Origin of the sequence: Paucidesulfovibrio longus DSM 6739 (genome assembly GCF_000420485.1) — a bacterium.
GTDB lineage: Bacteria > Desulfobacterota > Desulfovibrionia > Desulfovibrionales > Desulfovibrionaceae > Paucidesulfovibrio > Paucidesulfovibrio longus.
This window is the reverse complement of record NZ_ATVA01000017.1, coordinates 174,453-199,811: the sequence shown is the minus strand read 5'-3', so window position 1 is coordinate 199,811 and position 25,359 is coordinate 174,453. Positions and strand designations below refer to the sequence as shown.

Genomic DNA, 25,359 nt, shown 5'->3' with positions numbered 1-25,359 from the left:
CATGATTATTGGTGAACCATCAGACGCTATATCTTGCGCCCTCTGGTCCGATCCTATATCATACTGTTCGATCGCAATCACCTTTCCAGGGAGGGCACGATGTCGGAAGATAAGCTCAACAACGTCATCGAAGACGATTTCATGGACGATGAGGACGGCGATTCCCAAAAGGACAAGTACCTCACCTTCCACCTCGGCAACGAGGATTACGGCCTGGATATCCGCTACGTCATCGAGATCGTGGGCATCCAGAAGATCACCGAAGTTCCGGACATGCCCGGCTTCGTCAAGGGCGTCATCAACCTGCGCGGCCAGGTCATCCCGGTCATGGACGTGCGCACGCGCTTCAAGATGGAGCCGCGCGACTACGATGACCGCACCTGCGTCATCGTGGTGCGCATCAATGAAACGTCCATCGGCCTCGTGGTCGACACCGTGAACGAAGTGGCGGACATTCCCGAAAAGAACGTCTCCCCGCCGCCCCAGGTTTCCAAGGGCTCGGGCAGCCGCTTCATCAAGGGCATGGGCAAGATCGGCGACGACGTGAAGATCCTGCTCAACGTGGACAAGCTGCTCTACGAAGAGGAGCTGGAAAAGATCGGTTCCGCCGCCTAGCGGCCCGGACACGGTCCTCTGCGCGGCTCGCGGCGCACACGAAAAAGGCCCGGACATCCGGGCCTTTTCCATTTCGTGCATCCTTCGGCGCTCTAGTCGTACTTCACCGAGGAAAAGCGCATCAGCTTGTCCCAGGAATGTTCCGACTCGATGTAGCGGATCGTGCCGGTGTGGCCGCGCATGACCAGCGAGTGGGTCAGCGCGCCCGTGCCCGTGTAGCGCACGCCTTTCAGGAACGAACCGCCGGAAAGGCCCGTGGCCGCGAAGAACACGTCGTCGCTTTTGACCAGGTCGGCGGCGGTGTAGACCCGCGTCAGGTCGAACCCGGCCTCGGCCATGGCCTTTTTCTCGTCTTCCAGCTGCGGGTCGAAACGGGCGAACATCTCGCCGCCCATGACCCGGATGGCGCAGGCCGCCAGCACGCCTTCGGGAGTCCCGCCCGTGCCGATCATCACGTCCACGTCGCCGCGCGGGTTCACGGCCATGAGCGCGCCGTTCACGTCGCCGTCCGTATGCAGCTGGATGCGCGCGCCCGCCGCGCGGATCTCGGCGATGAGCGGCTTGTGGCGCGGCTTGTCCAGCACGAAGACCACGAGGTCGTCCACGTCCTTGCCGAGCGCCTTGGCAATGGACTTGAGGTTGTGGCCCACCGGGGCCTCGATGTCGACCACGGCGCGCGCCGGAGCCGGAACCACCAGCTTCTGCATGTAGAAGCTGGGACCGGGATCGAGCATGGTGCCCGCCGGGGCCACGCCCACCACGGCGATGGCGTTGGGACGGCCCGTGGCCAGCAGATTCGTGCCCTCCACGGGGTCCACGGCCACGTCCACGGCCGGGCCGTCGCCCGTGCCCACGCGCTCGCCGTTGTAGAGCATGGGCGCTTCGTCCTTCTCGCCCTCGCCGATGACGATCCGGCCGTCGATGTCCAGGCTGTTGAACGAAAGACGCATGGCGTCCACAGCGGCCTGATCGCCGGAATTCTTGTCGCCTCGGCCCAGCCAGCGGCCTGCGGCCAGAGCCGCGGCCTCGGTCACGCGCACCAGGTCCATCGCCAGATTCTTGGACGGAGCTTCCATGTCATCCTCCAGGAAATAGAATTCCCAAATCGTATGCCCGCGCTCGGCGCGGACGAAGTTTCAAGGGCTGCAACATTGCAACGATCTGCCTGCCTACGTATGCCAAACCGTTTCGGATGACAATCGCGCCGCAATCGGGAGGAAGCGTTTCGCCTCCGGCGGCCAGAAGGCCCGCGGCCCTCCGGGCTCCCATTTTGCGCCGAAGCCCGATGCTGCGCATCCGCGCTTAAGCGCGGAAAGGGAAGCGAGACGGGGAGGTGGCTGCGGACTGTTCCTCGTGGAAAACAAAAGCGGAATGCCGAAAGGCATTCCGCCGATGAACGTCTTTGGAAAGGGGGGCCGGGGGAAGAACCTCTCTTCAGAAAGGTTTTCCCCCGGTTGCTTCCCGAAAGCTAGGAGTATTTTTCCTGGATGAGCTTGGCCAGCGCGTCCGGGGTGAAGCCGTATTCCTCTTCGAGCTTCTGGTAGGGCGCGGAGTGGCCGAAGTGGTCGATGCCCTTGATCAGGCCGTCCATGCCCACGTAGCGGTACCAGAGTTCGGGCCGTCCGGCTTCCACGGCCACGCGCTTGGCGACCTTGGGCAGCAGCACGCTGTCCTTGTATTCCTTGCTCTGCCGCTCGAAGAGCGTGACCGAGGGCATGCTCACGATGCGGATCTTGTGCTGGGGCAGCTGCTTGGCCGCGGCCATGGCCAGGGAAACCTCGGACCCGGTGGCCACGATGACCATGTCCACGGCGTCGGGGCCGCCTTCGGGGTCCACGAGCACGTAGCCGCCCTTTTTCACGCCCTCGGCCATGCCGGTGTGCACGGCGGGATCAAGGGTGGGCAGGCCCTGGCGGGTCAGGAACAGGCAGCAGGGGTGCTTTTCCTGGCGCAGGGCGACATCCAGGCAGAGCGCGGTTTCCACGGCGTCGGCCGGGCGCAGGTCGATGACGTCCGGGATGAGCCGCAGGGAGGAGAGGTGCTCGATGGGCTGGTGCGTGGGGCCGTCCTCGCCGAGGTAGAACGAGTCGTGGGTGAAGACGTAGAGCGCGGGCAGTTCCTGGAGCGCGCTCATGCGGATGGCGTTGCGGCAGTAGTCGGAGAAGGTCAGGAAGGTCGCGCCGAAGGGGATCACGCCGCCGTGCAGGGCCAGGCCGTTGACGATGGCGGCCATGGGGAACTCGCGCACGCCGAAGGAGAGGTTGCGGCTGCCGAACCCGTCCACGCCGAAACAGCCCACGTGGTCGCGGAACTTCACGGTCTGGTTGGAGGGGTCGAGGTCCGCGGAGCCGCCCACGAGCTGGGGCAGCTGGTCCATGATCTGGTTCAGGCAGGCTCCCCAGGCCTTGCGGGTGGCGACCTTCTCGCCGGGCGCGAAGGAGGGCATCTCCACCTGGAGCGCGGAGCGCGGGCCGGTGAAGAGGTTCCACTTGGCGGCGAAGTCCTTGTCCGCGAGCTTGGCCTTGAGGTTGGCCTTCCACTCGTCCGCGTTGGCGCGCAGGCCGTCGAAGCGGGCGCGGAACTCGGCCAGGGCAGCGGCCGGCACCTGGAAAAATTGTTCGGGATCCAGGCCCATCTTGGACTTGGTGGCGGCGATTTCCTCCGGGGGCAGGGGCGAGCCGTGGGTTTCATGGTCGCCTTCGCGTCCGGCCGAGCCTTGGGCCATGATGGTGTGGCCGATGATGATGCTGGGCCGGGTGGCTTCCATCTGGGCGCGCTTGAGGGCCTCGGCGATGGCTTCGCGGTCGTGTCCGTCCACTTCCTGGACATGCCAGCCGAAGGACTCGAACGCCTGGACGTAGTTGGTGCAGTCCACGCGGGAGCAGGCTCCGGCGATCTGGACCTTGTTGGAGTCGTAGAAGGCGATGAGCTTGCCCAGGCCCCAGCGTCCGGCCAGGATGGCCGAGCCCAGGGACACGGGCTCCTGGATGTCGCCGTCCGAGACGAGCACGTAGGTGAAGTGGTCCACCACGTCCGCGCCCAGGGTCTCGTTCAGGAAGGCCTCGGCCGCGGCCATGCCCACGGACTGGGAAAAGCCCTGGCCGAGCGGTCCGGCCGTGGCTTCGACGCCGGGGGTCAGGTGGACTTCCGGGTGGCCCGGGGTCTTGGAGCCCCACTGGCGGAACCGCTCCAGCTCTTCCAGGGGCAGCAGGCCCTGGAGGTGGAGCAGGGAGTAGAGCAGCATGGACTCGTGGCCCGCGGAGAGCACGAAGCGGTCGCGGTTGAACCAGGTCGGATCTTCGGGATCGTAGTTCAGGAAATCCTTGAAGAGCGTGGTGGCGAAGTCCGCCGAGGACATGGCCCCGCCGGGGTGGCCGGAATTGGCCTTGCGGGTGCCGTCCATGACGAGGCCCTTGACCGTGTTGACCACGAGCTGGCCGTTTTTGAGCGTATCCTGGGACATGCGCGTATTCCTTTGAAATATATGGTTAGTTTTCGATCAGATTGATGCGGCGCAGGTGGCGTCCGCCTTCGAACTCGGCGCTCAGGTAGACCTGGGTGATCTCCTGGGCCAGGCCGGGGCCGGTGGTGCGCTCGCCGAGGCAGAGCACATTGGCGTCGTTGTGGGCGCGGGCCATGCGGGCCATGTATTCGTTGGTGCAGACCGCCGCGCGGATGCCGGGAATGCGGTTCGCGGTCATGGACATGCCGAGTCCCGTGCCGCAGATGAGGATGCCGAGGGAGCCCTCGTCCTTGAGCACGGCGTCGCAGACCGCCTTGGCGATGAGCGGGTAGTCGCAGCTGTCCGTGGTGTGGGTTCCGAGGTCGGTCACGCTCCAGCCCATCTTTTCGATGAAGGGCTTCAGGGTTTCCTTGAGCGCCAATCCGCCGTGGTCGCAGCCGATGATCACGTTTTTGGACATGTCTTCCCTCTTTCGGCGCGGGCGCGCCCTGGGGTCTTTGGCCGTCAGGCGGCCTGGTTCTTGCGTTCCTGGTCCAGGGCGTCGATTTCGTCCCGGAGCAGGCCGATCTGGCCCATGACCAGCGCCCGGCTGGTTTCGGCGTCGTGCCCGGCCTGGATGCGGCCCAGGCGGCAGTACTCTTCATCGAGCCGCTTGGCAAGCGCGCGCCGCTCGTAGCGGTGCAGCAGGCCGGAGAGCGCCTTCCCGCTCTCGCGCCAGACAACGCGCAGTCCCAGCAGGAAATTTTCGATCAGCCCCGGTTCGGGACCGGGAATGGGGTAGCTGGTTCGGGAGGTATTTTCCTGGGTCGTTTCGGACATCTTCGCTCCGATTCGGCTATGGTTGGTCATTGTCGCCCGGCATCGGCTCTTCGCCTTCGGGCCGCCCGGTGGTCCAGTCTCTGGGCGCGCCGTCCAGGGCGCGGACCTCGACCCCTTCGGGCAGGTTCAGGGTCATGGCCTTGTCCGGCCATTCGTCAAGTTTAAGCTCTCGCGACTGGATGCGCAAGCTGCCGCGGTTGTCGCCCGGAAGGGTCAGGAAAAGGCGTTCGGCCATGGGCGCGCGGGCCTTTTCCGGCTGGGCCGGGTCTGCGGGAGCGGGCGCGGCGCTGTCCGGATAGTTGGAAAAATCAATGCTCCAGAGGCCGCCGAGCTTTTCGCGGTATTCCTCCGGCACGCTGGTCTGGCCGGACATGGCCAGGGGCCGGGCCGCCTTGTCCAGGCTCAGGCTGCGCACCCGGCCCGTGCGGAAGGTGTAGCGATAGCCGCCCTTGGGCAGGGCTTCCACCGCGTCGTAGCGTTCGGGCACGAGGTCCGTGAAGTCGCCGTAGAGCAGGGCCGCGAAGTCGGCCAGGGAAAAGGGAAAGGGCAGGCCGAGCAGGCGCGCGCCGATGACCGGGTCGGAGTGGGTGTAGGCCTTGAGCTGGTCCGGGTAGAGCGCGGCCAGGCCATCCGTGCCCTCGCGCAGGTTGCAGAGGCTGCCGCCCAGGTTGGACCAGGCATCCATGCGGATGATCGCGCCGCTGCCCGCGCCGCCGTCGGGCATGTCCGCGTGGGAAAAGGCGCCCCAGAGATCGATGAGGATGCGCGCGCTCTTCTTGCCCGAGCTCCAGGCCAGGCTGGTGGAGACCGCGAAGGCCGGAGCCTGCGGGCGAACCCGGTAGTGCGCGTTGAAGACGTTCCAGGTCTGCGGCGCGAAGCCGTAGTCGGGCAGGGGCCTCTTGGCGCAGCCGCCCAGAAGGCCGGACAGGACGCAGAAAAGCGCGGCCCAGGCGAGCAGGGCGGCCGGGCGGGAACGGGGCGCGTCGATCATAAAGACTTAATCTTGTCCTTGATGCGGTCAACCTCTTCCGATCCGTACTGGATGGCCTTGCGGTAGCCTTCCAGGGCGGAGACCTTCTTGCCGAGGGCCTTGGCGATGTCCCCGTAGTGCTCCCAGATGGTGGGATCCTTGGGCACCTCGCGCACGGCGCGCTGAATCTGCTCCCAGGCCTTGTCCAGATGGCCGGACTTGAGGTGCACCCAGGCCAGGGAGTCGATGATGTAGCCGTTGTCCGGCTCCTGGAGCAGGGCGTTTTCGACGAGCACCAGGGCGCGCTGGAGGTCGCGGCCCTCCTCGGCCAGGGTGTAGCCGATGTAGTTCAGGGCGTCCGCGTGCTGCGGGTCGCTCTTGATGATCCGCTCCATGATCTGCAGACCCTTTTCCCGCTGGCCCGTACGGTCGAGCAGCGCTCCGTAGCGGTAGAGCAGGTCCGGGTTGTCCGGCCTGCGGGCCAGCCCGCGCTCCAGCGCGCCCAGGGCCTGCTGCTCGTCTTCGCGGCTGAGCCAGTACTCGGATTCCATCTGGTAGAATCCGAGCTTGTCCGGAAACTTGGCCTGGCCCTCGCGGATGAGCTTGAGCACGTCTTCGGGCCGTTCCAGGCCGTGCAGGATCTGGATGCGGAATTCCAGGGCCTCGTCGTAGCGGTCGTCGTCCGTGGGCACCTGGTCCAGGTATTCCAGGGCCTTTTCCACGTCCTCCTCCGCCTCGAAGGCGATCACGGCCTTGTAGAAGAAGTATTCCGTGGGCACGGGGTCGAACCCGCCCAGGGTGTCCAGCACGGCCGATGCCTGGGCCGGGAAGCCCTGATTGAGGAAGGCGCTGGAGGCCGAGAGAAGGTAGGATTTCTCCGTGGGGCCTTCCATGGCGACCTTGAGCGCCTGGTCCACGCTGTTCAGTTTGAGCAGCAGGGTCACGAGCCGGATGCGGATCTCTTCTTCCGGGCCGCCCAGGTCGAGCAGGCGCTTGTACGCCTTGATCGCGCCGGGCAGGTCGTTTTCCAGCTCGCGCAGGTAGGCCACCTCGGCCCAGGCTTCATAGTAGTCCGGGTCGAGCTTGAGGGTCTGGTCCAGGGTCGCCAGCGCCTGCCGGCGCTTGCCCAGGCGGGACTCGGCCCTGGCCTGGAGGTAGAGGGCGACCTTGTCCCGCTCCTTTTTGGGGATGATGTTGATCTGGTCGAGCCCCTTGGCGAAATCCTGGGAGTCGATGAGCACCCCGGCGAGGCGCTTGCGCATTTCGTGGTCTTCGGGCGCGCTGTAGAGGTATGCTTCCAGGAGCAGGGCCGCGCTCTTGGTGTTGCCTTCCAGCAGGTAGGCGCTGGCGAGCATGCTCACGAGGTCGCGGTCGTTGGGAAACTTGGCCAGTCCCGCGTCCAGGATGGAGCGGGCTTCGGAGAGCTGGTCCGAATTGAAATAGAGGGAGGCCTTTTCGCCGTAGAGTTCCGGGGAAGGCTGCTCGGCGAGGAGCCGGTCCGCGGCCTGGGCCGCGCGCTTCTGGATCTCCATGGCCTCGGCGTACTGCTCCTCGGTCATGTCCTGTCCGAGCCGGGCGAGCCGCTCCAGCGCGGAGCGCTGATCCTGGAAGAGCAGGTAGTCGTAGGTGCGCTGGGCTTCCGGGCTCAGGGGGACGGAGGCCGGGGGCGCGGTCCGCGTCGAGGGATGCGCGGCGCACCCGGCCAGGACGGCCAGGCAGGCGAGGCAGATCAGGCCAGCCAGGAGCGCGCCCGTGCGGCATCTCCCGGAGTCGCGGTCTGCGGAAATGTTCTTTCGGGCTGCGAAAATGCTCATGCGGTGCGCTCCGTGTGGATGCGTTGTTGGTGTGGTCCGGAGGCCGTGTCAGCGTCCCTCTTCCATGCCCGCGGCCTCGCGCAGCAGCTTGAGCATGAGCTCGCCCTGCTCCACTCCGGCCTGAAGGATCTCCGGGCCGTACTTCCTGCCCGGCTCGGTGAGGAATCCGTCCGAGGCGTAGCGCGCGGCGTCCACGCCCTTTTCGAACTGGTCCACCAGTTCGGGCAGGCTCAGGGTGGTGTAGTCGCAGTAGATCCACATGACGGTGGAGAAGATGTCCGGCCCGAAGCGGAACCAGTAGGCGTCGTGCAGGCTGAAGCTCAGGGCGCGCAGCTCGCTGCCTTCGGGCATCTCCGCCGGGTCCGGGCGGGTGCGGCAGGTGCAGGCGCGGGTCACGAGCCGCTTTTCCTCCGGGGAGAGCGGGCAGCCGTCCAGCAGGGACAGGGCCGAGCCCTGGCTGCGGTCGGATTCGCCGTCGGAGCATTCGATGTCGCGGATCATGGCCGCGACCTGGGCCAGCAGCCCGGTGCGCCGGGAGGCCTGGCTGGTCAGGCCGTTGTCCCAGGCCAGCAGGATGGTGCAGGCGTCCTGGGCCAGGCGCTTGGAATGCTCGATGCCGAACATGTAGTCGTCGTAGAAGAAGGCGACGGAGTCTTCCTGGAGCTTGAGCAGGGCCTGGTTGTTGAAGAACAGGTCGGAAGAGAAGTCGGCCTCCTCGGCGAAGTCGCTGTAGAAGGAGGGCAGGTTGTGCTGGCGGGCCAGCCTGCAGGACTGTTTCTTCAGGGCAATGAGCTTGTCATTCATCTTTGTTGATCCACTCCACGGAAAAATCGTCCACCGTTTCTTCCAGATGCTGCCGGATCTTCTGCAGCAGCCTCGCCTCGATCTGGCGCACGCGCTCCCGCGTGACCCCGAAGCGCTCGCCGATCTCCCGCAGGGTCACGGGGGAGTCCGAAAGCAGGCGCTCGTTGAGAATGGCCAGTTCCTTGTCGTTGAGATCGTGCTCGATGGCCTTGAGATTCTTGAGCAGGATGGAGGAAATCTGATTGTCGGAAAGGGTTTCCTCCACGCCGGGGGCCAGGGAGGGCAGAAAGTCGAGCCGGGTGGAGTCCGTGTCGTCGCTCATGGGCATGTCCAGGGACATGTCGCCGCGCGAAAGGCGCTGGTCCATCTCCACGATCTCGGACTCGCTGACGTTCAGGGATTCGGAAAGGGCCTCCGTGGTCGGGTTGAACCCGAGCGAGAGCAGCCGCTGCCGTTCCTTGTTCAGGTTGTAGAAGAGCTTGCGCTGGGTCTGGGTGGTCCCGATCTTGACCATGCGCCAGTTGTCCATGATGTACTTGAGGATGTACGCCTTGATCCAGAAGGCCGCGTAATAGGAAAACTTGATGCCCTTGTCCGGGTCGAACTTGTTCACGGCCTTCATCAGGCCCACGTTGCCCTCCTGGATCAGGTCGAGCACGTTCTGCATCCAGCGGCGCTGGAATTCCATGGCGATCTTGACCACGAGGCGCAGGTGGGAGGAAACGAGGCGGAAGGCCGCGTCCTGGTCGCCGTTTTCGCGCACGCGCTGGGCCAGCTCCTGCTCCTCTTCCGGCTTGAGCATGGGGAAGCGCGAAATCTCGCGCAGGTAGAGCTGGAGCGGGTCGCTGGGCACCACCTGGCCGGAGCGCTTGTCCTTGAGGGCGGGCAGCATGAAGCCTTCGGCCTTGTCGGGCTTTTCGCTGCTGGCAATCTTGGCGTCTCCGGCTTCGGCTTTATTCACCGACGCCTGGTCGACATCCGGCTGGGAAGTGGTGTCCGGTTTCATGTCTGGATGTTCTTCCGGCGAAAGCATCGCCGTGTGGTGTTCAATGGCGGTCAAATGCACACGGTATACCTTTCGGGTATGTTTTTCAACCTGTGCCCTCCGAGGCCTTCCGGAGCGCCTTGCTCGGTCGGTCCGGAGGCGGCAGGGAGGCCGCCGGAATGGTACCCTACCCGGAATTCGCGCCGCGTGCCAGTCGGGCCAATTCAACGTTGCCTATATTGAGATGTCTTGATATAGGAACGCAGGAAACGCACGCGACAATCATGCGCGGGCCTCGCACGCCCGCGCCGACCAAGCCCCGGACCAGGACCGGAACCGGGTGAGGCGGCAACCGCCGCCGGGAGATTCAGATGCCGGACTTTCGCAAGCTTCTCAACGACGACAAGGTGCATTTCTTCGACGGCGGCTACGGAACGCTGCTCCAGCAGCGCGGGCTGCCCGCAGGCATGTCGCCGGAGCTGTTCGGCCTGAAGACTCCCGACCCGGTGCTCCAGGTGCATCGCGATTATCTCGCCGCCGGAGCCGAAATCCTGACCACGAACACCTTCGGCGGCTCGCGGCTCAAGCTCGGCCTGGACGCCGACGCCTACGAGCTGAACCGGGCCATGTGCGCCCTGGCCCGGAAGGCCGCCGGGGACAACGCCTTCGTGGCCGCCAGCATCGGACCCACCGGGCATTTCTGCGAGCCGCTGGGCGAGCTGACCTTCCGTGAGCTGGTGGAGGTCTTCAAGCAGCAGATCAAGGGCTGCGTGGACGGCGGGGCCGACCTGATTCTCGGCGAAACGCATTTCGATCTGGCCGAGGCGCGCGCCGTGGTCATCGCGGCCCGCGAGGTCTGCGACCTGCCCGTGGGCGTGTCCATGACCTTCGAGGGGGCCAACAGCCTCACCGGCACCGCCCCCCTGCACTTCATCGACACCATGCAGAACATGGGCGCGGACCTCGTGGCCACCAACTGTTCGGCCGGGCCGGAACAGCTCGCGGGCGTGGTCGAGTCCATGCTGCGGCGGCTTTCCACCCCGCTCTACGTCGCGGCCAACGCGGGCCTGCCCGAGCTGGACGCGGACGGCAAGACCGTGTTCCGCCTGGGGCCGGACGTCTTTGCCGAGCAGTCCGCGCGCTTCTTCGAGCTGGGCGCCAAGTTCGCCGGGGGCTGCTGCGGCACCGGGCCGGACCACATCCGCGCGCTGCATTCGCGCTGCGCGGGCCGCGCCTGGAACCGCCCGGAGCCGGAGGACCGCGCCGTGGTCCTGACCTCGCGCGGGGCGGGCGTGCCCCTGGGCGGCGGCCACCCCGCAGTGCTCATCGGCGAGCGCATCAACCCCACGGGCAAGCAGCAGCTCATCGCCGAGTTGCAGCAGGGGCTCCAGGACGAGGCCCTGCGCCTCGCCTCGGAGCAGATCGAGCTGGGCGCGCCCGTGCTGGACGTGAACGTGGGCGCGGCCATGGTGGACGAGACCGTGACCCTGCCCGGACTGGTCAAGACCCTGGTGGGCCGCTTCACCACGCCCCTGTGCATCGACTCCTCCAACCCGGCGGCCGTGGCCGAGGCGCTCTGGAGCTATCCGGGCTCGCCCCTGGTCAACTCCATCAGCGGCGATCCGGGCCGCATGGCCGAGCTGGGACCGCTCTGCGCCCGGTTCGGCGCACCGTTCATCCTGCTGCCCATCAAGGGCCGCAAGCTCCCCGTGACCGCTGCCGAGCGCATCGCCATCATCGAGGAGATGCTCGACGAGGCCGAGTCCCTGGGCGTGCCGCGCCGCCTCGCCGTTGTGGACGGCCTAGCCCTGACGGTTTCCTCCAAGCCGGAAGCGGCCCGCGCCACCCTGGAGACCATCCGCTACTGCACGGAAAAGCTGGGGCTGGCCACGACCCTGGGACTTTCCAACATCTCCTTCGGCCTGCCCGCGCGCGAGCTGCTCAACTCCACCTTCCTGGGCATGTGTCTCTGTTCCGGGCTGGCCTCGTTCATCGCCAACCCCGGCTCGGCGCGTCTGCGCGAGGCCCTGGCCGCGTCCGAGGTGCTGCTGAACCGCGACCCCCAGGCCGGGCGCTTCATCGCGGGCTACGCCGAGTGGAAGCCCGCGGGCGGCGGCGCTCCGGCAGCGGGCTCCGCCGGGTCGGCCGGAGGCGGCGCGGGCAGCGTGCCGGACGCGGACCCGCTGCACGCGGCCGTGGTCCGGGGCGAGCTGAACCGCATCACCGCCCTGGTGCAGGCCGAGCTGGACAAGGGCGCGGAGCCTTTTTCCCTGGTGGACGGCCGGCTCATCCCGGCGATCATGGAGGTGGGCGAAAAGTATGAGCGCAAGGAATACTTCCTGCCCCAGCTGATCCAGTCCGCGGAAACGCTTCAAACCGCGTTCAAGCTGCTCAAGCCGCTGCTGGAAAAGGACGGCGCGGGCAAGGACAAGCCCCGCGTGGTCATGGCCACCGTGGAGGGCGACATCCACGACATCGGCAAGAACATCGTCTGCCTGATGCTGCGCAACCACGGCTTCGAGGTCGTGGACCTGGGCAAGGACGTGCCTGCCGAGCGCATCGTGGAGGCGGCCAGGGCCGAGGGGGCCAAGCTCGTGGGACTTTCCGCGCTGATGACCACCACCATGGTGCGCATGGAGGACACCATCAAGCTGCTGAAGGAGCAGGGCCTGGACGACGTGCGCGTGATGATCGGCGGGGCCGTGGTCACGGAAGCCTTTGCCGAGGCCATCGGCGCGCACGGCTTCTCCACGGACGCGGTCAGCGCGGTCAAGCTGGCCAAGCGCCTGATGAACTAGGCGGAAGGCCGCCCGCGCGCCGCGCGCTTGTGGCCCGGCGCGCAGGCGTGTATGTCCGCGCCTCGCGGTCCGGGCTTGCCTGATGGGGCCGGGGGCCTTACTGTGTCCTTTTCGGGCCGGAAGCTTTCTGATACAACCGCGCCCAAGATTCACGAGGTATCCATGAAAAGAATATCCGTTTTCGGATCCATGCTGGTCGCGGCGCTGCTGCTGGTGGCGTTGCAGGCCGGTTGTTCCTCCGGTTCGCCGGAAGGCTCGGCCTCGTCCGGGGAAGAGGCTTCCGCCTCCACCGGGGGCCACTGGAGCGACAGCCTGAAGCCCCTGAACGTGGAAGAGGTCAAGGAGCGCATCGCCGCGGGACGCGGCAAGGCCGTGCTCGTCTGCCTCTGGTCCGTGAACTGCCCGGCCTGCGTGCAGGAGATGCCCGTGCTCGAGGAGCTGGCCGACCAGTTCCCCCCGGACGAGCTGGAGGTGCTGCTGCTCAACCTGGACATGGACAAGAACCTTGTCCGCGGGTTTTTCAAGGAATACGAGCCCGGGGCCACGGTGCTGCTGGTGGAGCCCGCCGTGGGCGACGAGCTGCGCACCGTTTACATTCCCAAGCTTCTGCTCTACGACGCCAAGGGCGAGATCGCCTTCGAGGACTCCGGCTTTTACCCCAAAGAGATGCTCGCGGCTTTGATCAAGCGCGCGGCGGCGGCCAAATAGATGGACAACGCGTTCGTCATCCGCAAGGCGCGCATTTCCGACGTCAAGCCCATGCACGCCATGCTGCTGGACAATCCGGAGGAGGAAGGGCTGGTCCTGCCGCGCTCCTTCAACCAGCTCTACACGCTCCTGCGTGATTTTTTCGTGGTCGTGGAGAAGGAAACCGGGCGGCTGGCGGGCTGCTGCGCCCTGTCCATCTGCTGGGAGGAGCTGGCCGAGGTACGCTCCCTGGTCATTACCCGCGACTTCCGCGGCCGGGGCCTGGGCCGCGATCTGGTGGAGGCCTGCCTGAGCGAGGCCGTCACGCTTGGGCTCTACAAGGTGTTCGTGCTCTCGAACACGCCGGACTTCTTCGCGCACCTGGGCTTCCGCGAGGTGCCCAAGGACGTGCTGCCGCAGAAGGTCTGGTCCGATTGTCTGAACTGTCCCAAATTCCCGGACTGCGACGAGACCGCCATGATGATGCGGCTCTAGCCGCGACGGAGCGGCCCCGCGTCCGCGTTGAGGAAACGATGATATGAGTCATGAACTGCATCCCCTGGTCGATGCCGCGACCATTCACGACCGCGTCCGGGAGCTGGGCCGCGAGATCAGCGCATCCTACGGCAACGAGCCGCTGGTGCTGGTCTGCGTGCTCAAGGGCGCCTTTCTTTTCTTCGCCGACCTGGCGCGGGCCATGAAGACCGAGTGCGAGCACGATTTCGTGCGCCTCGCCAGCTACGGGTCGGGCACCAGCCGGGGCAAGGAAATGCGTTTTTCCAAGGATCTCGAGGTGCCCATCGAGGGCAAGCACGTGCTCATCGTCGAGGACATCGTGGACACCGGAAATTCCGTTGAATTTCTTCGGCACGTGTTTGCGAAAAGCGAGCCGTTGAGTTTGAAAGTTTGCGCACTTGTTGATAAACGGGAAAGGCGTGAAATCGACATCGAAGTCGATTTCGCCGGGTTCAACCTGACCGGTGCGGGTTTTCTGGTGGGCTACGGTATGGATTATGCCGAGCGATACCGGGAGCTTGACGCTATCTACGAGCTGGTGCGCCCCGAGCGCGCCTAAGAGAGACTGCCATGATCGTCGCCTGTCCCAGCTGTGAGACGAAATATAATCTTCCTGACGGAAAGATTACGGCCAAGGGGCTGAAAGTGAAGTGCGCCAAGTGCGAGCACGTCTTCCGCGTGACTCCGCCGCCGCCCGAAGAGGAGACGGAAATCCTCACGGACGACATGGTGCAGGCGCCCACGCCGCCCAAGGCCCAGAAACCGCCCAAGGCCGCCGCGCCCGTTCCGGAGCCGGACTCGGATTTCGACAAGGCCTTTGAGGAGGCTGTCGCGGACGGCGGGGACGACTTCGGAGGCGACTTCGACGAGGACTTCGCCGCCGAAGCTCCGGCCGGAGGCGCGGAAGGCGACCTGAACCTGGACGACGACGAGGCCGGGGACGACCTCTTCGCCGGATTCGCGGACGCGGACGAGGACGAGAAGGAATCCGCCGAAACGGATGGCGGGTTCGGCAGCTTCAACCTCGACGACGATTCCGAGGACGACGTGCTTTCCGGAGCGCCCGACGACGATTTCGGGCTGGCGGACGAGGATCTCGAAGACGAGAACGCCGCGCCGGACCTCGTGGCCGACGATTCCGAAGAGGAAGAGTACGACGACGAGGCGCGCAGCGACCTCTTCCACTCCCTTTCCGGAGACGACCTCGATCTGGAGCCCAAGCGCAAGGGCGGGGGATTCGGCAAGTTCCTGCTCTACCTCATCCTGCTGCTGCTTCTGGGCGCGGCCGGAGCCATCGTGACCTTCAATTTCGGCATGTGGTCCCTGCCGGACTCCATGCAGACCATGGGCGTCCAGCTCGGCACCGAGCTGCCCTTCAAGGTTCCCTTCGTGCTCGGACCGGACGAGCCGCAGCAGCCCGAGCCGGGCGAGCTGCCCGCCGAGCGGATCAAGAACATCCAGCCCGTGGATTTCCGCCAGTACGTGATCACCAACGAGCACGCCGGGCCGCTTTTCGTGGTCGAGGGCAAGGCCCTGAACAAGTTCCAGGAGGCCAAGGAGCGCATCAAGGTGCTCGTGACCCTCTTCGACGAGCAGGGCAACGTGCTCGCCACCCAGGAGCAGATGTGCGGCAACACGCTCTCCCTGCTCCAGCTCCAGGTCCAGACCAAGGAGGAGATCGAGGAGAGCCTGAACTCCTCGGCGGGCATCTACGCCAACAATTCCTTCATCAAGCCGGACCAGACCACGCCGTTCATGGTGGTCTTCTTCGACCCGCCCAAGAACGTCAAGGAATACCAGATCGAGATCGTGGACGCCCGCGACCCGAAACGTTAAGAATAAGGCCCCGCTCGTCGGGGCCTTTTTTGATTTGCAGGAGGGCGCGAGCGGTCGCGCCCTTTTGTCGTCCGTGCGGGGCGGGTTCCGCTTCGTCGCGGCGCATTGGCTCCTGGTCGGCCTTGCGGTCGATCGGCCATCAGCCTTCAACATCCGGAGAGTGGACATGAAGACCAAGGAAGTGTTTCGCTGCGCGTCCTGCGGAGGGCAATCCCCGCGCTGGCAGGGCCAGTGCCCTTCCTGCAAGGCCTGGAACACCCTGGAGGCCGTGTCCGTGGCCCAGGGCAAGGCCCGCGCCGGGCGCACTTCCGAATCAGGCGCGGGACCGCGTCCGCTGGAGGATCTCCCGGAAGACAGCCTCGAAGGCCGCACCACGGGCTTTCCCGCCCTGGATCAGGTGCTGGGCAAGGGGCTGACTCCGGGCGGCGCGGTGCTCCTGGGCGGCGAACCCGGCATCGGCAAGTCCACGCTCCTGCTCCAGCTCGCAGGACGGCAGGCCGCGCTGGGCGCCAAGTCGGTCTACCTCTCCGGCGAGGAAAGCCTGCCCCAGCTCAAGAGCCGCGCCCAGCGCCTGGGCTTGCTCGGGCCCGGCCTGCTGGCCATGGCCTCGAACCGCGTGGAGGACGGGCTGGCCGTGCTCGAAGGCCCGGAGCCGCCCGAACTGCTCATCGTGGATTCCGTGCAGACCATTTCCTCGCCCAATGCCGACGGCATTCCCGGCAGCGTGAGCCAGGTGCGGGCCGTGTCCGCCGAGCTGGTGGAGGCGGCCAAGAAGAGCAGCACCACGCTGATCCTCGTGGGCCACGTGACCAAGGACGGCCAGATCGCGGGGCCGAAGCTCCTGGAGCACATGGTGGACACCGTGCTCTACCTGGAGGGCGACCGCAGCCACTTTTCGCGCATCCTGCGCGTGCTCAAGAACCGCTACGGACCCAGCGACGAGCTGGTGGTCTTCGTGATGAAGGAACTGGGCCTGGAGATCGTGGACGACCCCTCGACCATGTTCCTGGGCAGCCGCGAGGCCGCGCTGTCCGGCTCGGCCCTGGTCATGGCCGTGGAGGGGCAGCGCCCCTTTGCCGTGGAGGTCCAGGCCCTGGCCTCGAAGACGTTCCTCTCCATTCCCCGGCGCACGGCCCTGGGCTTCGACACCAACCGGCTGCACCTGCTGCTGGCGGTGCTGGAAAAACGCCTGCGCCTGAACCTGTCGCAATACGACATCTACGCCAAGATTTCCGGCGGCCTGGCCATGCGCGACCCCGGCCTGGACCTGGGCGTGGTGGCGGCGGTGCTCTCGTCCTACTATGACCGCGCCCTGCCGGACGGGGCCATCTTCTGGGGCGAGGTGGACCTCAACGGGCAGGTGCGGCCCGTTTCCGGGCGCGACACGCGGCTCAAGCAGGCCGGACGCCTGGGACACAATCCCGTGTTCGAGGCCGAGTCCTGCCGGACCCTGGCCGATCTGCAACAACGACTCTTTGGAAAAGGATAAGGCATGTCCGCCGGGTTTGATCTGGAATCTGCTTTGCAAAGCCTCGACCTGCACCTTGATTCGGGTGCGAAGGAACGCCTCGCGCTCTATCTCGACCTGCTCGTGCACTGGAACCGCAAGACGAACCTCGTGGGCCCGCGCGACGCCCGGACCATCTTCGAGACGCTGCTCATCGACAGCCTGCGTCTTGCGCCGTTTCTGGAACGCCTGGGCCTGCCCCAAGCCCCGCTCTGCCTCGACCTGGGCGCGGGCGCGGGCCTGCCGGGCATTCCCCTGCGCTGCTGCTGGGATCGGGGCGAGTATCATCTCGTGGAGGTGCGCGAGAAGCGCTGCGTGTTCATGCGCCTGGCCGCGGGCCGCATGGGGCTGGCCCGCACCCTGGTCTATCAGGGCCGGGCCGAGGACGCCCTGGCGCACGTGGCCAAAGTTGCGGCAAGGCCCGACGGAGAGGCTCCCCTGGCCGATCTGGTGCTCAGCAGGGCCTTCATGCCCTGGCCGCAGCTGCTGCCGTTCGTGCGGTCCATGCTCGCGCCGCAGGGCCGGGTCGTGGTCCTGGCCAACGAGCCCGCCCCGGAGGCGCTGCCGGAAGGCTGGGAGGCGCAAGAGTCCGAGGCGTATGAGGTCCGTTCCGGAGGAACGTCCTCGCAGCGCTGGTTCTGGGCCTTGCGCAGGCGTTCGGAAAACTGAGGGATTTTCTTCGAGGCTACGGCATGGACGTGGCCGCGACAGCATTTGGCCGCGACAGCCTTGGGCCGCGACAGCCTTGGGCCGCGCGATCAGCCGGACGAGAGGCCGGAACAGACCATGGCCGAGGCCACGAGGGCGGCGCGCGCCCTGGCCTTGATCAGCTCCTTGCGCGCGCCTTCCTTGAGGGCGCTCTGGAGGCTGCGCAGCAGGCGGTAGTTGTTCACGGAGTTGTCCGTGGCCGGCTTGAGCAGCTCATGGGTCTGGAAGCGGATGCGCCGTTTCAGGAAATCATGCACGTGCTCGCCCTTGAGCATGGGGGCGTCCGTGCGGCCCACGATGAATTGCTCGCCGGGATAGTGGGCGTCCGAGCCCACGGCCCAGCCCAGACCCTTGCCCCGGTCCTTCATGGGCAGGTCGATGGTCCGGCGCAGCTTGTCCGCTGTCTTGCGGAAGAGCGGCAGGGTCCGGCTCGTGGAAAGCCGCTTGTCCATGGTCAGGGCCGAGCCGTTGTGGATTTCGACGTAGTCGCAGCTGCGCAGGAGCTGGGAATAGGCGCGGCGGGAAAGCGCGTTTCCGGCGGCGGAGCGGCAGATGTGAAAGGGGTGCGGGATGATGGAAATGGCGCCCGTGGCCTGGGCGATCTGCTTGACGTCGCGCACCGAGCGCTTGAAGCTGACGATGTCGCGCCCGGCCAGGCGCATTTGCTCCTCGTCGCGGAAGAGGAAAATCAGGTCGATGCCCTCGCAGGTCACGGTTTCCACGCCGGGAATGATCCGCGTGTGCCCGCCCGCAGCGGCGTCCGCGAGATACAGATAGGCGTCCAGGGGCTTCTTGTAGGAATGCTCCGTGGAGGCGAGGAAATCCAGCCCGCTGTCGGCCAGGGTCCGGCTGATGGTCCTCAGCCGGAAGCGGCGCTGCATGCCGGGCATTTGATGGATGTTGGTATGGTAGTGCAGGTCGAATGTAAGCATTTCGTCCCGTTGCGCTCCTGACGTCGTGGTTCGTCCGGGCCTGCCCGCTCCTGGGCGGGAAGAAAGGCCGAGGCTTGCGCCGATTCGCCTTCCGAAAAAAAGAAAACCCACTTTTTCCGCGCGGCGCAGAGCCGTGGGCAGGGCCTGGGGACGGTGAAACGGCGGGGGTAAGGATGCACCCGCTCCGGCGGGCTGTCAAGCGGATGCCGACACGTCTCCCTTCCGGCGCGAAAAGACGCCGGAAAACAAAAAGGGCGGCCCTGTCCAGGGACTCCCCTCCCTGATCCGGCCGCCCCTTTCGTGAAAGGGAACCCGTTTTGCCTTGCGGCTCAAGGTTTTGTCAGCACTGATGAAAATCCTTGTTGATGTACAGGCAGAGGTCGAAGAGATTGTTGACCGCCTCCTGCACGACGTCCTGTTCATTCGTGGCCGGACCGATGCTCCGATTGATGATCTTGGAGAAGAGCAGCCCGATGAGCTGGTCATCGTAGGCCGTCCAGTACTTTGTTCCGGACGGGAATTTCTTTTCGAATCCCTGGTAGTACACGTTGTTGTCCTCTGTCCGGCGATCCGTTTCTGGTTGATGATCCGGAGTTGCCCATCTTATCGGTCCGCCGGGCGCGATGCTTTACCTGAGACGCAGCATTTTTTTTTAACCGCAATGATTGCGGCGTGTTCACCTGTTTTCGGCGGACCGGTTCCGTAAAGCCTTGCCGCAAGCGAGTATTCACAATAATGTAACAGGAAAGGCTTTCCGCAAGGGCCGCAAGCGGGTATATCCGCAAACTGTAACGCCGACGCCCCAGCAAGGAGATACGACGTGCCCGACAAGAAGATTCTGGTCGTGGAAGACCATGAGGATACCCGCGAGCTGCTCGAATACAATCTCAAGGCCTCCGGCTTCGAGGTGCGCGCCGTTGCGGACGGCCACCAGGGACTCGAGATCGTGCGCTCTTTCCAGCCCGACCTGGTGCTTCTGGACCTGATGCTTCCGGGAATGGACGGCCTGGAGATTTGCCGCAAGCTGAAGAAGAACCCGGACACGTCCGGCCTGCCCGTGATCATGCTCACGGCCAAGGGCGAGGAGGTGGACCGCATCGTCGGCCTGGAGCTGGGCGCGGACGACTACGTGGTCAAGCCGTTCTCCCCGCGCGAGCTGATCCTGCGGATCAAGGCCGTGATGCGCCGCACTCCGGCGGACGGCGAGGACAAGGTCAAGGCCTGGGAACGCGAAGGGCTCAAGGTCGATTTCGAGGCCCACAGCATCGAGGTGGACGGCGAGAACGCCCAGCTCACGGCCACGGAGTTCAAGCTTCTTTCCGAGCTGATCATGGGCAAGGGCAAGGTTCAGACCCGCGACCACCTGCTGGACACCGTCTGGGACACCCATTTCGAGGGCTACTCCCGCACCGTGGATACGCACATCCGGCGGCTGCGCCAGAAGCTCGGCCCCTACGCCGACTGGATCGAGACGATCCGGGGCGTGGGCTACCGTTTCCGGAGCTGAACTTGTCCCGCTCCTCCGGTTTTTCCCTGCGGACCGCTCTGCTGCTGTTCTGGAGCCTGCCCCTGGCCGCCTCGGCCGGGCTTCTGGCCCTGCGCGAGGCGAGCGGCGGCGCGTCCAGCCTGAACCTGGAACTGCTCGTGCTCGGCATGAGCTTCGTCGCGGGGCTCTCCGGGTTTTCCTTCCTCCTTGGCCGGGCCGGGCGTTCGGTCGCGTCCATGATCGAAACCGTGGACGCCGTGGGCCGCGGGAACTATGCGCGCCGGGTGGATCGCCGCGCCGGAGGGGAACTCGCCGCCCTGGCCACGGCCATCGACGGCATGGCCGAAAGCGTGGCCCGCAGCGTCCACGCCGTGACCAGCCAGAAAGAGGAAATCCGCGCCGTGCTCAACGGCATGCGCGAAGGCGTGATGGTGCTCGACTCCCGCTGCCGCATCCAGCGCGTCAACCGCGCCATGGAGCGCATCCTGCCGGGCTGCGGCGAGCGCCTGGGCCGCTCCCCGCTGGAAGTCCTGCCCAGCCCGGAACTGCTCGACGCCTGCGGAAAGGTCATCGCCGGGCAGGACGATGGAATCTCCTCGCTGCTCCTGGTGCTCGACGAGCGCCGCATCTACGAGGTCAACGTGCTCCGCGCCAGCGAGGCGGCCGGGCTCGGAGCCATCGCCGTGTTCCACGACGTCAGCGAGATCAAGCGCCTGGAATCCGTGCGCCGCGACTTCGCGGCCAACGTGTCCCACGAGCTGCGCACCCCTCTGACCTCCATCAAGGGCTATGCGGAAACCCTGCTCGGCGACATGGCCCCGCCGCCGGACATGGCCGTGAAATTTCTGCGCGTGATCCTGCGCAACGCCGACCACATGAGCAAGATGATCGGCGACCTGCTTTCCCTGGCCCGGCTGGAGGCGGACGGCTCCGTGCCGGGCGGCGTGCGCGGCGTGCCCATGGATCCGCGCGTATCCCTGGGCCGCGCCTGGGAATCCATCCAGGTCATGGCCGGAGCCAGGCGCATCACCCTTCAGGACGAGATGCCGGGCTGCCTGCCGCGCGTGCTCGCGGACGAGGACCAGCTCACCCAGGTGTTCCGCAACCTGCTGGAAAACGCCGTCAAGTTCGGGCCGGAAGCCCGGCCCGTGCTCGTGCGCTCCCGGACCCTGGAAGGCTTTCTGGAATTCACGGTGCGCGACTTCGGGCCGGGCATCCCCAAGAAGGACCAGCCGCGCATCTTCGAGCGCTTCTACAGCGTGGAAAAGCACCGCCGCAACGAATACGGCAGCACCGGCCTGGGCCTGGCCATCACCCGCCACATCGTCCACAACCACGGCGGGGTCATCCACGTGGAAAGCCCCCCCGCAGGACACCTCGAAGGAACCGCCTTCGTCTTCACTCTTCCGCTGGCCTGATCATTCTTCCGCATTTCAAGGTGTTGCGATCTTCGCGTGCTATCTCAAGCTCTTGCAAGCCGGGGCGAACAGGAGTACGCAACAGCGAAAGATGAAATGTCCACCCCGAATGCAGGAGCTGCGCATGACGATTACCGATCTCGCCCCGATAGAAGCATGGGAAGCGCTGGAGCGCGAACTTCATGACAAATACGGCCTGAACGCCGCCGTGAACGGCGCGGACGGCATGCGCGTCACGTCCTATGCCAACTGGTGCAACCAGCTCTGCCCGCGCATCAAGGGCGATCCCAAGGGACTTTCCGCCATCTGCGCCGTGGCCGGGCGGCACTTCAGCCAGTTCTGCACCGAGGCCCGCAAGCCCCTCATCGACGAATGCGACGCCTGCCTGACCAAGGTGGCCGTGCCCGTGCTCAAGAACGGGGAATACCTCGGCTGCGCGGGCGGCTGCGGAGCGCTCATGCAGGACAGCGAAGTGGAAACCTTCCTCGTGTCCAAGTCCCTGGACATGGACGAGGACGAGGTCGAAAAGCTCGCGGCCACCGCGCCCGTGCTCACCCCGGAACGCGCGGACGAAATCGTGGCCTTCCTCAAGAAGCGTCTCGTGGAACTCGGCGCCGACCCGGTTCAGGATTAGCAGATTTCACCGGGGGGAACCCTTTCTGCAGAAAGGGTTCCCCCCGGATCCCTCCAAAGACCTTTCCCCTGCGCAACGCCTGCGGACTTGCGCGCGCTTCCGCACACGCGTGCCCAATTTCTCCATTGTCGAGGTTCGTTCTGTTTATCGAGCGGCAACGGCAATGCGCGCACGAAGCCCCCGGCCGCGCAAGCGCGGCCGGGGGCTTCGTGCAGAAAGGGGTTCTCAGGGGCCGCGGGCCCCTGAGCCGCCGGAGGCTTCTTTCTCTTATATCTCTTTAGAGTCCGCCGCCGGAGCCGCCGACCATGAGGTCGCGGCGGGCGGTGCTCAGGCTGATGGTGAATCCGGCGATGACGTCGAGCAGGGTCATGAGGGTGATGATCATGAACACGGCGGTGCCGGTCTGGGGCACGGCCAGAAATTCGATCAGGCAGCCCACGAAGAGCAGCAGGGACAGGGCGTGGTCGATGGCCGTGGCGCCGCCGGTGCGGGTGGCCTTGACGATTTCCACGAAGAGCAGGAGCACGGCCAGGCAGATGATGAGTTCACCCGCGTTCACGGCGAGGGCCTGCCCGGAGAGCAGCGGCAGGGTCAGCAGCGGCGATGTCAGGCTGTCGGGCATGAGAAATGCCAGGGCGTTGTACAGGCCGACCGCGATGATCAGGGTGGGAATGACGTTCATGCTTGCTCCTCGTGCGTATGTTGTTGTTCGGGCGCCGCATTCCCGCCGGGAGCAGGCGCGTTTCCGCCGGGCGGTGATCGCCCGGCGCTGCCGTCAATCGTATCCTGGAAGCCAGAGGTAATAGACGCCCGCCTGCTTCGGGAAAGAACGTTGCAGGGCTGCGTCGAAGATTCCCGCGTCCACGAGCGCCGGGCGGTCCAGGGATAGTCCGGCGGCGGCGTTGTAGGGCGTGTCGTTGGCCTGGAGCGAGCTGCGGTAGACCACGAGCTTTGCGTTCTCGGGCAGCTTGGCGAGCTTTTCGGCCTCTTGCAGGGCGTCCTGGAGATAGCCGAGGCGGTCCACCAGGCCGAGCTTCAGGGCCTGCGGCGCGGTGAACACGCGGGCCGTGGCCACGGTGCGCATGGTCTGGTCGTCGAGGCGGCGCGCTTCGCGCACGAGGCTTTGGAACCTGCCGCCCATTTCGTCGATGAGGGCCTGGGCGAGTGCGCGTTCCTCGTCCGTGGCCGCGCGGAAGGGGGAGCCCATGTCCTTGTTGCGCCCGGACTTGGCCACGTCCACCTGCACGCCCAGAAGGTCCATGAGTCCGTTCACGCGGGGCATGAAGAAGACCGCGCCCACGGAACCCGTCACGCTGGTGGGGTGGGCCACGATGCGGTCCGCGGGCAGGGCGATGTAGTAGCCGCCGGAAGCGGCCACGTCCATGAGCAGCGCGACCAGGGGCTTGTCCGTGCGTCTGCGGAACTCGGTCAGTTCGTGGTGCAGGATGTCGCTGGCCGTGACGCCGCCTCCGGGGGAATCGATCTTGAGGATCACGGCGCGGACGGAGTCGTCCTCTTCCGCCAGCTTCAGACGGCTGGCGATTTCCTGGACCATGCTGGGCCGCGAGCCGAGCATGCCTTGCCGTGGTTCGTCCGAGACCACGCCGCTGGCGTCGATGAGCAGAACTTTCTCATCCCCTTTGCCCTGGAGAACCTGTTCCACAAGCGGCTCGCTGCCGTCCGGGAAGAGCGTGATGCGCGGCGAGCAGGCTGCCAGCGCGGCGAGGGCGGCCAGGAGCAGCGTCGGCAGGATGCAGCGGGATCGGATGCTGGGCATGGCGGTTTCCGGGGGTTAGAGGACGAGCAGCAGGCCGAGGGCGGCGGTGAGTTCGGCGATGACGATGGCGGCGCCGAGGAAATCGCCGTTGACGCCTTCCACGGTGTAGATCAGGTAGTAGAGGGGCACGAGCCCGACCACCACCAGGGCCACGGCGAGCAGCACGCCCAGGGGGCTGGTCAGCAGCACTCCGGCGGCCACGGTGCAGAGGCAGGCGAAGAGCGTGGCCGGAAAGTTCGCGCCTTCCATGAACTTCTGGCCGAGTCCGGGCCGGGCCAGGCTGCGGACGATGAAGCCGAGGACAACGGCGGCCGCGCGGCCCATGACGAAGCACCAGACCAGCGCGCCGAATCGGCCCGCGTCCAGCAGTTCGGAAAAGAGCACGATCTGGCCGGAAACGGCCAGTACCAAGGCGAGAACGCCGAACGCGCCCACGTGGCTGTCCTTGACGATGGCCCAGAAATGTTCGGTTTCCGTGTGCGAGGCGCAGCCGTCGGCCACATCGGAAAGTCCGTCGAAGTGCAGGCCGCGCGTGAGGTAGAGGTTCAGGCAGACGATGATCCAGGCCTGGACCAGCGGGCGGCCCGCAAAGAGTCCGAGCCACCAGAAGGGAGCGACCAGCACGAGGCCGAGCACGAGGCCCACCAGGGGCAGCCAGCGCATGCAGCCGGAAATGGCGGTGTGGTCCACGAGGCGCGCCGGGGCGAGCCGGGTCAGAAATCCGAGCGCCGTGGAAAATTCCTTGATCGGGTTCATGGTCATCCTTGTTGTGTTTCAGCCGAGGGTCAGGGTCACGGTATGGCCCACCTGGCAGCCCATGAGCTTGGCGGCGGAGCCTTGGTTCACGGCCAGCTCCAGCAGGCCCTGGCTGCCTTCGAGCATGCCGACCTCCCTTTCGCGCAGGTCGGAATAGGTGCGCACCGCCCGCGGGTAGGCCGGGACGCCCTGGTGCTGGCCGGAGCCGATCAGCTTGGCGAAAAGCTCGCCGGGCTGAAGATTGAGAATCACGTTGTCGAAGCGGTCCACGTGGAGCACGTGCGCGGTTATCTTGGAGCCTCTGTCTTCAGGGGTCAAGGGCCGGGGCGTCGTGGCCGGGTGGGGCACCAGGCTGTCCTTGCGGATGGGGATTCCGAGTTTTTCGAGAGGCTCGCCTTTTGCCAGCCGGGCGGCCAGGGGCGCGAAGATGTCGCGGCCGTGAAACGTCGCGGAGGCGTTGTCGGGGATGTCGCGCATGGAGAAGATGTCTGCTTCGCGGCCCAACAGTGCGCGGGGGCAGAGCAGCAGGCCGAGCAGTCCGTTGTCCGGGGCGAGGAAAAGCCGATTGCGGATGCGGGCGGCCACGATGCGGCGCTTGGAGCCCACGCCCGGATCGACCACGGACATGAATACGGTGTTGTCCGGAAAGTGCGCGGCGCTGGCCGCGAGGAAGAAGGCGGCCTGGCCGATCTGGAACGGCGCGACGCCGTGGCTGAGGTCGAGGATGCGGCTTTCGGGCGCGAGGCGGGCCAGGGTTCCCTTGACCTGGCCCACGTAGGGGTCGTCCAGGCCGAAGTCCGTGAGCAGCGCGATGGGCCTTGGGTCCGCATTCAT

Annotated in this window: 25 protein-coding genes; 11 read left to right on the top strand and 14 right to left on the bottom strand. The window is 66.0% G+C overall.

Going from position 1 to position 25,359, the window contains the following annotated elements; all coding sequences use genetic code 11:
* The first annotated feature begins 99 nt into the window (after positions 1–99).
* Positions 100–615 carry a chemotaxis protein CheW gene (locus G452_RS0115335; protein WP_022663143.1) on the top strand — a complete coding sequence of 172 codons (516 nt, stop codon included), beginning with the start codon at positions 100–102 and terminating at the stop codon, positions 613–615.
* A 92-nt stretch (positions 616–707) separates the two neighbouring features.
* Here the strand turns inward: G452_RS0115335 and glpX are convergent, their stop codons facing one another.
* From glpX to G452_RS0115295, 8 genes are all read right to left on the bottom strand, one after another.
* Complete coding sequence (gene glpX / locus G452_RS0115330; RefSeq protein WP_022663142.1) at positions 708–1,691, bottom strand: class II fructose-bisphosphatase; 984 nt, start codon at positions 1,689–1,691, stop codon at positions 708–710.
* A 392-nt stretch (positions 1,692–2,083) separates the two neighbouring features.
* On the bottom strand, positions 2,084–4,078 hold the full coding sequence (gene tkt, locus G452_RS0115325; RefSeq protein ID WP_022663141.1) for a transketolase: 1,995 nt from the start codon (positions 4,076–4,078) through the stop codon (positions 2,084–2,086).
* Positions 4,079–4,103: 25 nt separating this feature from the next.
* Entirely contained in the window at positions 4,104–4,538 is a 435-nt protein-coding gene (rpiB, locus tag G452_RS0115320) for a ribose 5-phosphate isomerase B (protein WP_022663140.1), read from the bottom strand.
* 44 nt (positions 4,539–4,582) lie between these two features.
* Positions 4,583–4,897, bottom strand: a complete 315-nt coding sequence (locus G452_RS19870; RefSeq protein WP_022663139.1) for a hypothetical protein — start codon at positions 4,895–4,897, stop codon at positions 4,583–4,585.
* Positions 4,898–4,913: 16 nt separating this feature from the next.
* The gene (locus tag G452_RS0115310; protein ID WP_022663138.1) at positions 4,914–5,888 is read right to left on the bottom strand and encodes a hypothetical protein; all 975 of its coding nucleotides are present in this window, start codon (positions 5,886–5,888) and stop codon (positions 4,914–4,916) included.
* Positions 5,885–7,681 (bottom strand): tetratricopeptide repeat protein, encoded by a 1,797-nt coding sequence (locus G452_RS19865; protein ID WP_022663137.1) that lies wholly within the window; start codon positions 7,679–7,681, stop codon positions 5,885–5,887. The genes G452_RS0115310 and G452_RS19865 overlap by 4 nt, the downstream gene beginning before the upstream one ends.
* 48 nt (positions 7,682–7,729) lie before the next feature.
* Positions 7,730–8,485 carry a hypothetical protein gene (locus tag G452_RS0115300; protein ID WP_022663136.1) on the bottom strand — a complete coding sequence of 252 codons (756 nt, stop codon included), beginning with the start codon at positions 8,483–8,485 and terminating at the stop codon, positions 7,730–7,732.
* Entirely contained in the window at positions 8,478–9,518 is a 1,041-nt protein-coding gene (locus G452_RS0115295; protein WP_040368752.1) for a sigma-70 family RNA polymerase sigma factor, read from the bottom strand. Before G452_RS0115295 ends, G452_RS0115300 begins: the two co-directional genes overlap by 8 nt.
* A gap of 323 nt (positions 9,519–9,841) precedes the next feature.
* Between G452_RS0115295 and G452_RS0115290 the strand changes: the two genes are divergently transcribed.
* The 7 genes from G452_RS0115290 to G452_RS19860 all read left to right on the top strand — a co-directional run bounded on the left by G452_RS0115290 (position 9,842) and on the right by G452_RS19860 (position 17,483).
* The gene (locus G452_RS0115290; protein WP_022663134.1) at positions 9,842–12,268 is read left to right on the top strand and encodes a homocysteine S-methyltransferase family protein; all 2,427 of its coding nucleotides are present in this window, start codon (positions 9,842–9,844) and stop codon (positions 12,266–12,268) included.
* Between the two features lie 162 nt (positions 12,269–12,430).
* Positions 12,431–12,976 carry a TlpA disulfide reductase family protein gene (locus tag G452_RS0115285; protein WP_022663133.1) on the top strand — a complete coding sequence of 182 codons (546 nt, stop codon included), beginning with the start codon at positions 12,431–12,433 and terminating at the stop codon, positions 12,974–12,976.
* A complete protein-coding gene (locus tag G452_RS0115280; protein ID WP_022663132.1) occupies positions 12,977–13,450 on the top strand; it encodes an N-acetyltransferase in 474 nt (157 codons plus the stop codon).
* A gap of 43 nt (positions 13,451–13,493) precedes the next feature.
* Complete coding sequence (hpt, locus tag G452_RS0115275; RefSeq protein ID WP_022663131.1) at positions 13,494–14,030, top strand: hypoxanthine phosphoribosyltransferase; 537 nt, start codon at positions 13,494–13,496, stop codon at positions 14,028–14,030.
* Positions 14,031–14,041: 11 nt separating this feature from the next.
* Positions 14,042–15,307 (top strand): DUF3426 domain-containing protein, encoded by a 1,266-nt coding sequence (locus tag G452_RS0115270; protein ID WP_022663130.1) that lies wholly within the window; start codon positions 14,042–14,044, stop codon positions 15,305–15,307.
* Between the two features lie 166 nt (positions 15,308–15,473).
* Positions 15,474–16,796 (top strand): DNA repair protein RadA, encoded by a 1,323-nt coding sequence (radA, locus tag G452_RS0115265; protein ID WP_022663129.1) that lies wholly within the window; start codon positions 15,474–15,476, stop codon positions 16,794–16,796.
* A gap of 3 nt (positions 16,797–16,799) precedes the next feature.
* A complete protein-coding gene (locus G452_RS19860; protein WP_022663128.1) occupies positions 16,800–17,483 on the top strand; it encodes a 16S rRNA (guanine(527)-N(7))-methyltransferase RsmG in 684 nt (227 codons plus the stop codon).
* Between the two features lie 89 nt (positions 17,484–17,572).
* On the opposite strand, the gene G452_RS0115255 is transcribed toward G452_RS19860, so the two are convergent.
* Together G452_RS0115255 and G452_RS0115250 are read right to left on the bottom strand one after the other, a co-directional pair.
* Entirely contained in the window at positions 17,573–18,454 is an 882-nt protein-coding gene (locus G452_RS0115255) for a PHP domain-containing protein (protein ID WP_022663127.1), read from the bottom strand.
* Positions 18,455–18,794: 340 nt separating this feature from the next.
* Complete coding sequence (locus G452_RS0115250; RefSeq protein ID WP_022663126.1) at positions 18,795–19,001, bottom strand: hypothetical protein; 207 nt, start codon at positions 18,999–19,001, stop codon at positions 18,795–18,797.
* 273 nt (positions 19,002–19,274) lie between these two features.
* On the opposite strand from G452_RS0115250, the gene G452_RS0115245 reads away from it, so the two are divergent.
* From G452_RS0115245 to G452_RS0115235, 3 genes are all read left to right on the top strand, one after another.
* A complete protein-coding gene (locus G452_RS0115245; RefSeq protein ID WP_022663125.1) occupies positions 19,275–19,961 on the top strand; it encodes a response regulator in 687 nt (228 codons plus the stop codon).
* 2 nt (positions 19,962–19,963) lie between these two features.
* Complete coding sequence (locus G452_RS19855) at positions 19,964–21,358, top strand: HAMP domain-containing sensor histidine kinase (RefSeq protein ID WP_022663124.1); 1,395 nt, start codon at positions 19,964–19,966, stop codon at positions 21,356–21,358.
* Between the two features lie 124 nt (positions 21,359–21,482).
* Positions 21,483–21,992, top strand: coding sequence for a PocR ligand-binding domain-containing protein (locus G452_RS0115235; RefSeq protein ID WP_027189315.1), 510 nt, complete (start codon positions 21,483–21,485; stop codon positions 21,990–21,992).
* A 277-nt stretch (positions 21,993–22,269) separates the two neighbouring features.
* Here the strand turns inward: G452_RS0115235 and G452_RS19850 are convergent, their stop codons facing one another.
* The 4 genes from G452_RS19850 to G452_RS0115215 form a co-directional block, all read right to left on the bottom strand.
* Positions 22,270–22,674, bottom strand: coding sequence for a hypothetical protein (locus G452_RS19850; RefSeq protein WP_022663122.1), 405 nt, complete (start codon positions 22,672–22,674; stop codon positions 22,270–22,272).
* Positions 22,675–22,767: 93 nt separating this feature from the next.
* Positions 22,768–23,769: a signal peptide peptidase SppA gene (gene sppA / locus G452_RS0115225; RefSeq protein WP_022663121.1), complete on the bottom strand. Its 1,002-nt coding sequence runs from the start codon at positions 23,767–23,769 to the stop codon at positions 22,768–22,770.
* 15 nt (positions 23,770–23,784) lie between these two features.
* The gene (locus G452_RS0115220) at positions 23,785–24,525 is read right to left on the bottom strand and encodes an adenosylcobinamide-GDP ribazoletransferase (protein WP_022663120.1); all 741 of its coding nucleotides are present in this window, start codon (positions 24,523–24,525) and stop codon (positions 23,785–23,787) included.
* Positions 24,526–24,543: 18 nt separating this feature from the next.
* Positions 24,544–25,359 (bottom strand): SAM hydrolase/SAM-dependent halogenase family protein, encoded by an 816-nt coding sequence (locus G452_RS0115215; RefSeq protein ID WP_022663119.1) that lies wholly within the window; start codon positions 25,357–25,359, stop codon positions 24,544–24,546.

What these genes read in the sequence shown, in the direction of transcription:
- G452_RS0115295 (WP_040368752.1), bottom strand. Translation starts at nt 9,518, where the DNA reads ATGCTTTCGCCGGAAGAACATCCAGACATGAAACCGGACACCACTTCC.
- G452_RS19870 (WP_022663139.1), bottom strand. Translation starts at nt 4,897, where the DNA reads ATGTCCGAAACGACCCAGGAAAATACCTCCCGAACCAGCTACCCCATT.
- glpX (WP_022663142.1), bottom strand. Translation starts at nt 1,691, where the DNA reads ATGGAAGCTCCGTCCAAGAATCTGGCGATGGACCTGGTGCGCGTGACC.
- G452_RS0115270 (WP_022663130.1), top strand. Translation starts at nt 14,042, where the DNA reads ATGATCGTCGCCTGTCCCAGCTGTGAGACGAAATATAATCTTCCTGAC.
- G452_RS0115285 (WP_022663133.1), top strand. Translation starts at nt 12,431, where the DNA reads ATGAAAAGAATATCCGTTTTCGGATCCATGCTGGTCGCGGCGCTGCTG.
- sppA (WP_022663121.1), bottom strand. Translation starts at nt 23,769, where the DNA reads ATGCCCAGCATCCGATCCCGCTGCATCCTGCCGACGCTGCTCCTGGCC.
- G452_RS0115220 (WP_022663120.1), bottom strand. Translation starts at nt 24,525, where the DNA reads ATGAACCCGATCAAGGAATTTTCCACGGCGCTCGGATTTCTGACCCGG.
- tkt (WP_022663141.1), bottom strand. Translation starts at nt 4,078, where the DNA reads ATGTCCCAGGATACGCTCAAAAACGGCCAGCTCGTGGTCAACACGGTC.
- G452_RS0115300 (WP_022663136.1), bottom strand. Translation starts at nt 8,485, where the DNA reads ATGAATGACAAGCTCATTGCCCTGAAGAAACAGTCCTGCAGGCTGGCC.
- G452_RS0115335 (WP_022663143.1), top strand. Translation starts at nt 100, where the DNA reads ATGTCGGAAGATAAGCTCAACAACGTCATCGAAGACGATTTCATGGAC.
- rpiB (WP_022663140.1), bottom strand. Translation starts at nt 4,538, where the DNA reads ATGTCCAAAAACGTGATCATCGGCTGCGACCACGGCGGATTGGCGCTC.
- G452_RS0115255 (WP_022663127.1), bottom strand. Translation starts at nt 18,454, where the DNA reads ATGCTTACATTCGACCTGCACTACCATACCAACATCCATCAAATGCCC.
- G452_RS0115290 (WP_022663134.1), top strand. Translation starts at nt 9,842, where the DNA reads ATGCCGGACTTTCGCAAGCTTCTCAACGACGACAAGGTGCATTTCTTC.
- radA (WP_022663129.1), top strand. Translation starts at nt 15,474, where the DNA reads ATGAAGACCAAGGAAGTGTTTCGCTGCGCGTCCTGCGGAGGGCAATCC.
- G452_RS0115310 (WP_022663138.1), bottom strand. Translation starts at nt 5,888, where the DNA reads ATGATCGACGCGCCCCGTTCCCGCCCGGCCGCCCTGCTCGCCTGGGCC.
- G452_RS19850 (WP_022663122.1), bottom strand. Translation starts at nt 22,674, where the DNA reads ATGAACGTCATTCCCACCCTGATCATCGCGGTCGGCCTGTACAACGCC.
- G452_RS0115235 (WP_027189315.1), top strand. Translation starts at nt 21,483, where the DNA reads ATGACGATTACCGATCTCGCCCCGATAGAAGCATGGGAAGCGCTGGAG.
- hpt (WP_022663131.1), top strand. Translation starts at nt 13,494, where the DNA reads ATGAGTCATGAACTGCATCCCCTGGTCGATGCCGCGACCATTCACGAC.
- G452_RS19865 (WP_022663137.1), bottom strand. Translation starts at nt 7,681, where the DNA reads ATGAGCATTTTCGCAGCCCGAAAGAACATTTCCGCAGACCGCGACTCC.
- G452_RS19860 (WP_022663128.1), top strand. Translation starts at nt 16,800, where the DNA reads ATGTCCGCCGGGTTTGATCTGGAATCTGCTTTGCAAAGCCTCGACCTG.
- G452_RS0115215 (WP_022663119.1), bottom strand. Translation starts at nt 25,359, where the DNA reads ATGAATGCGGACCCAAGGCCCATCGCGCTGCTCACGGACTTCGGCCTG.
- G452_RS0115280 (WP_022663132.1), top strand. Translation starts at nt 12,977, where the DNA reads ATGGACAACGCGTTCGTCATCCGCAAGGCGCGCATTTCCGACGTCAAG.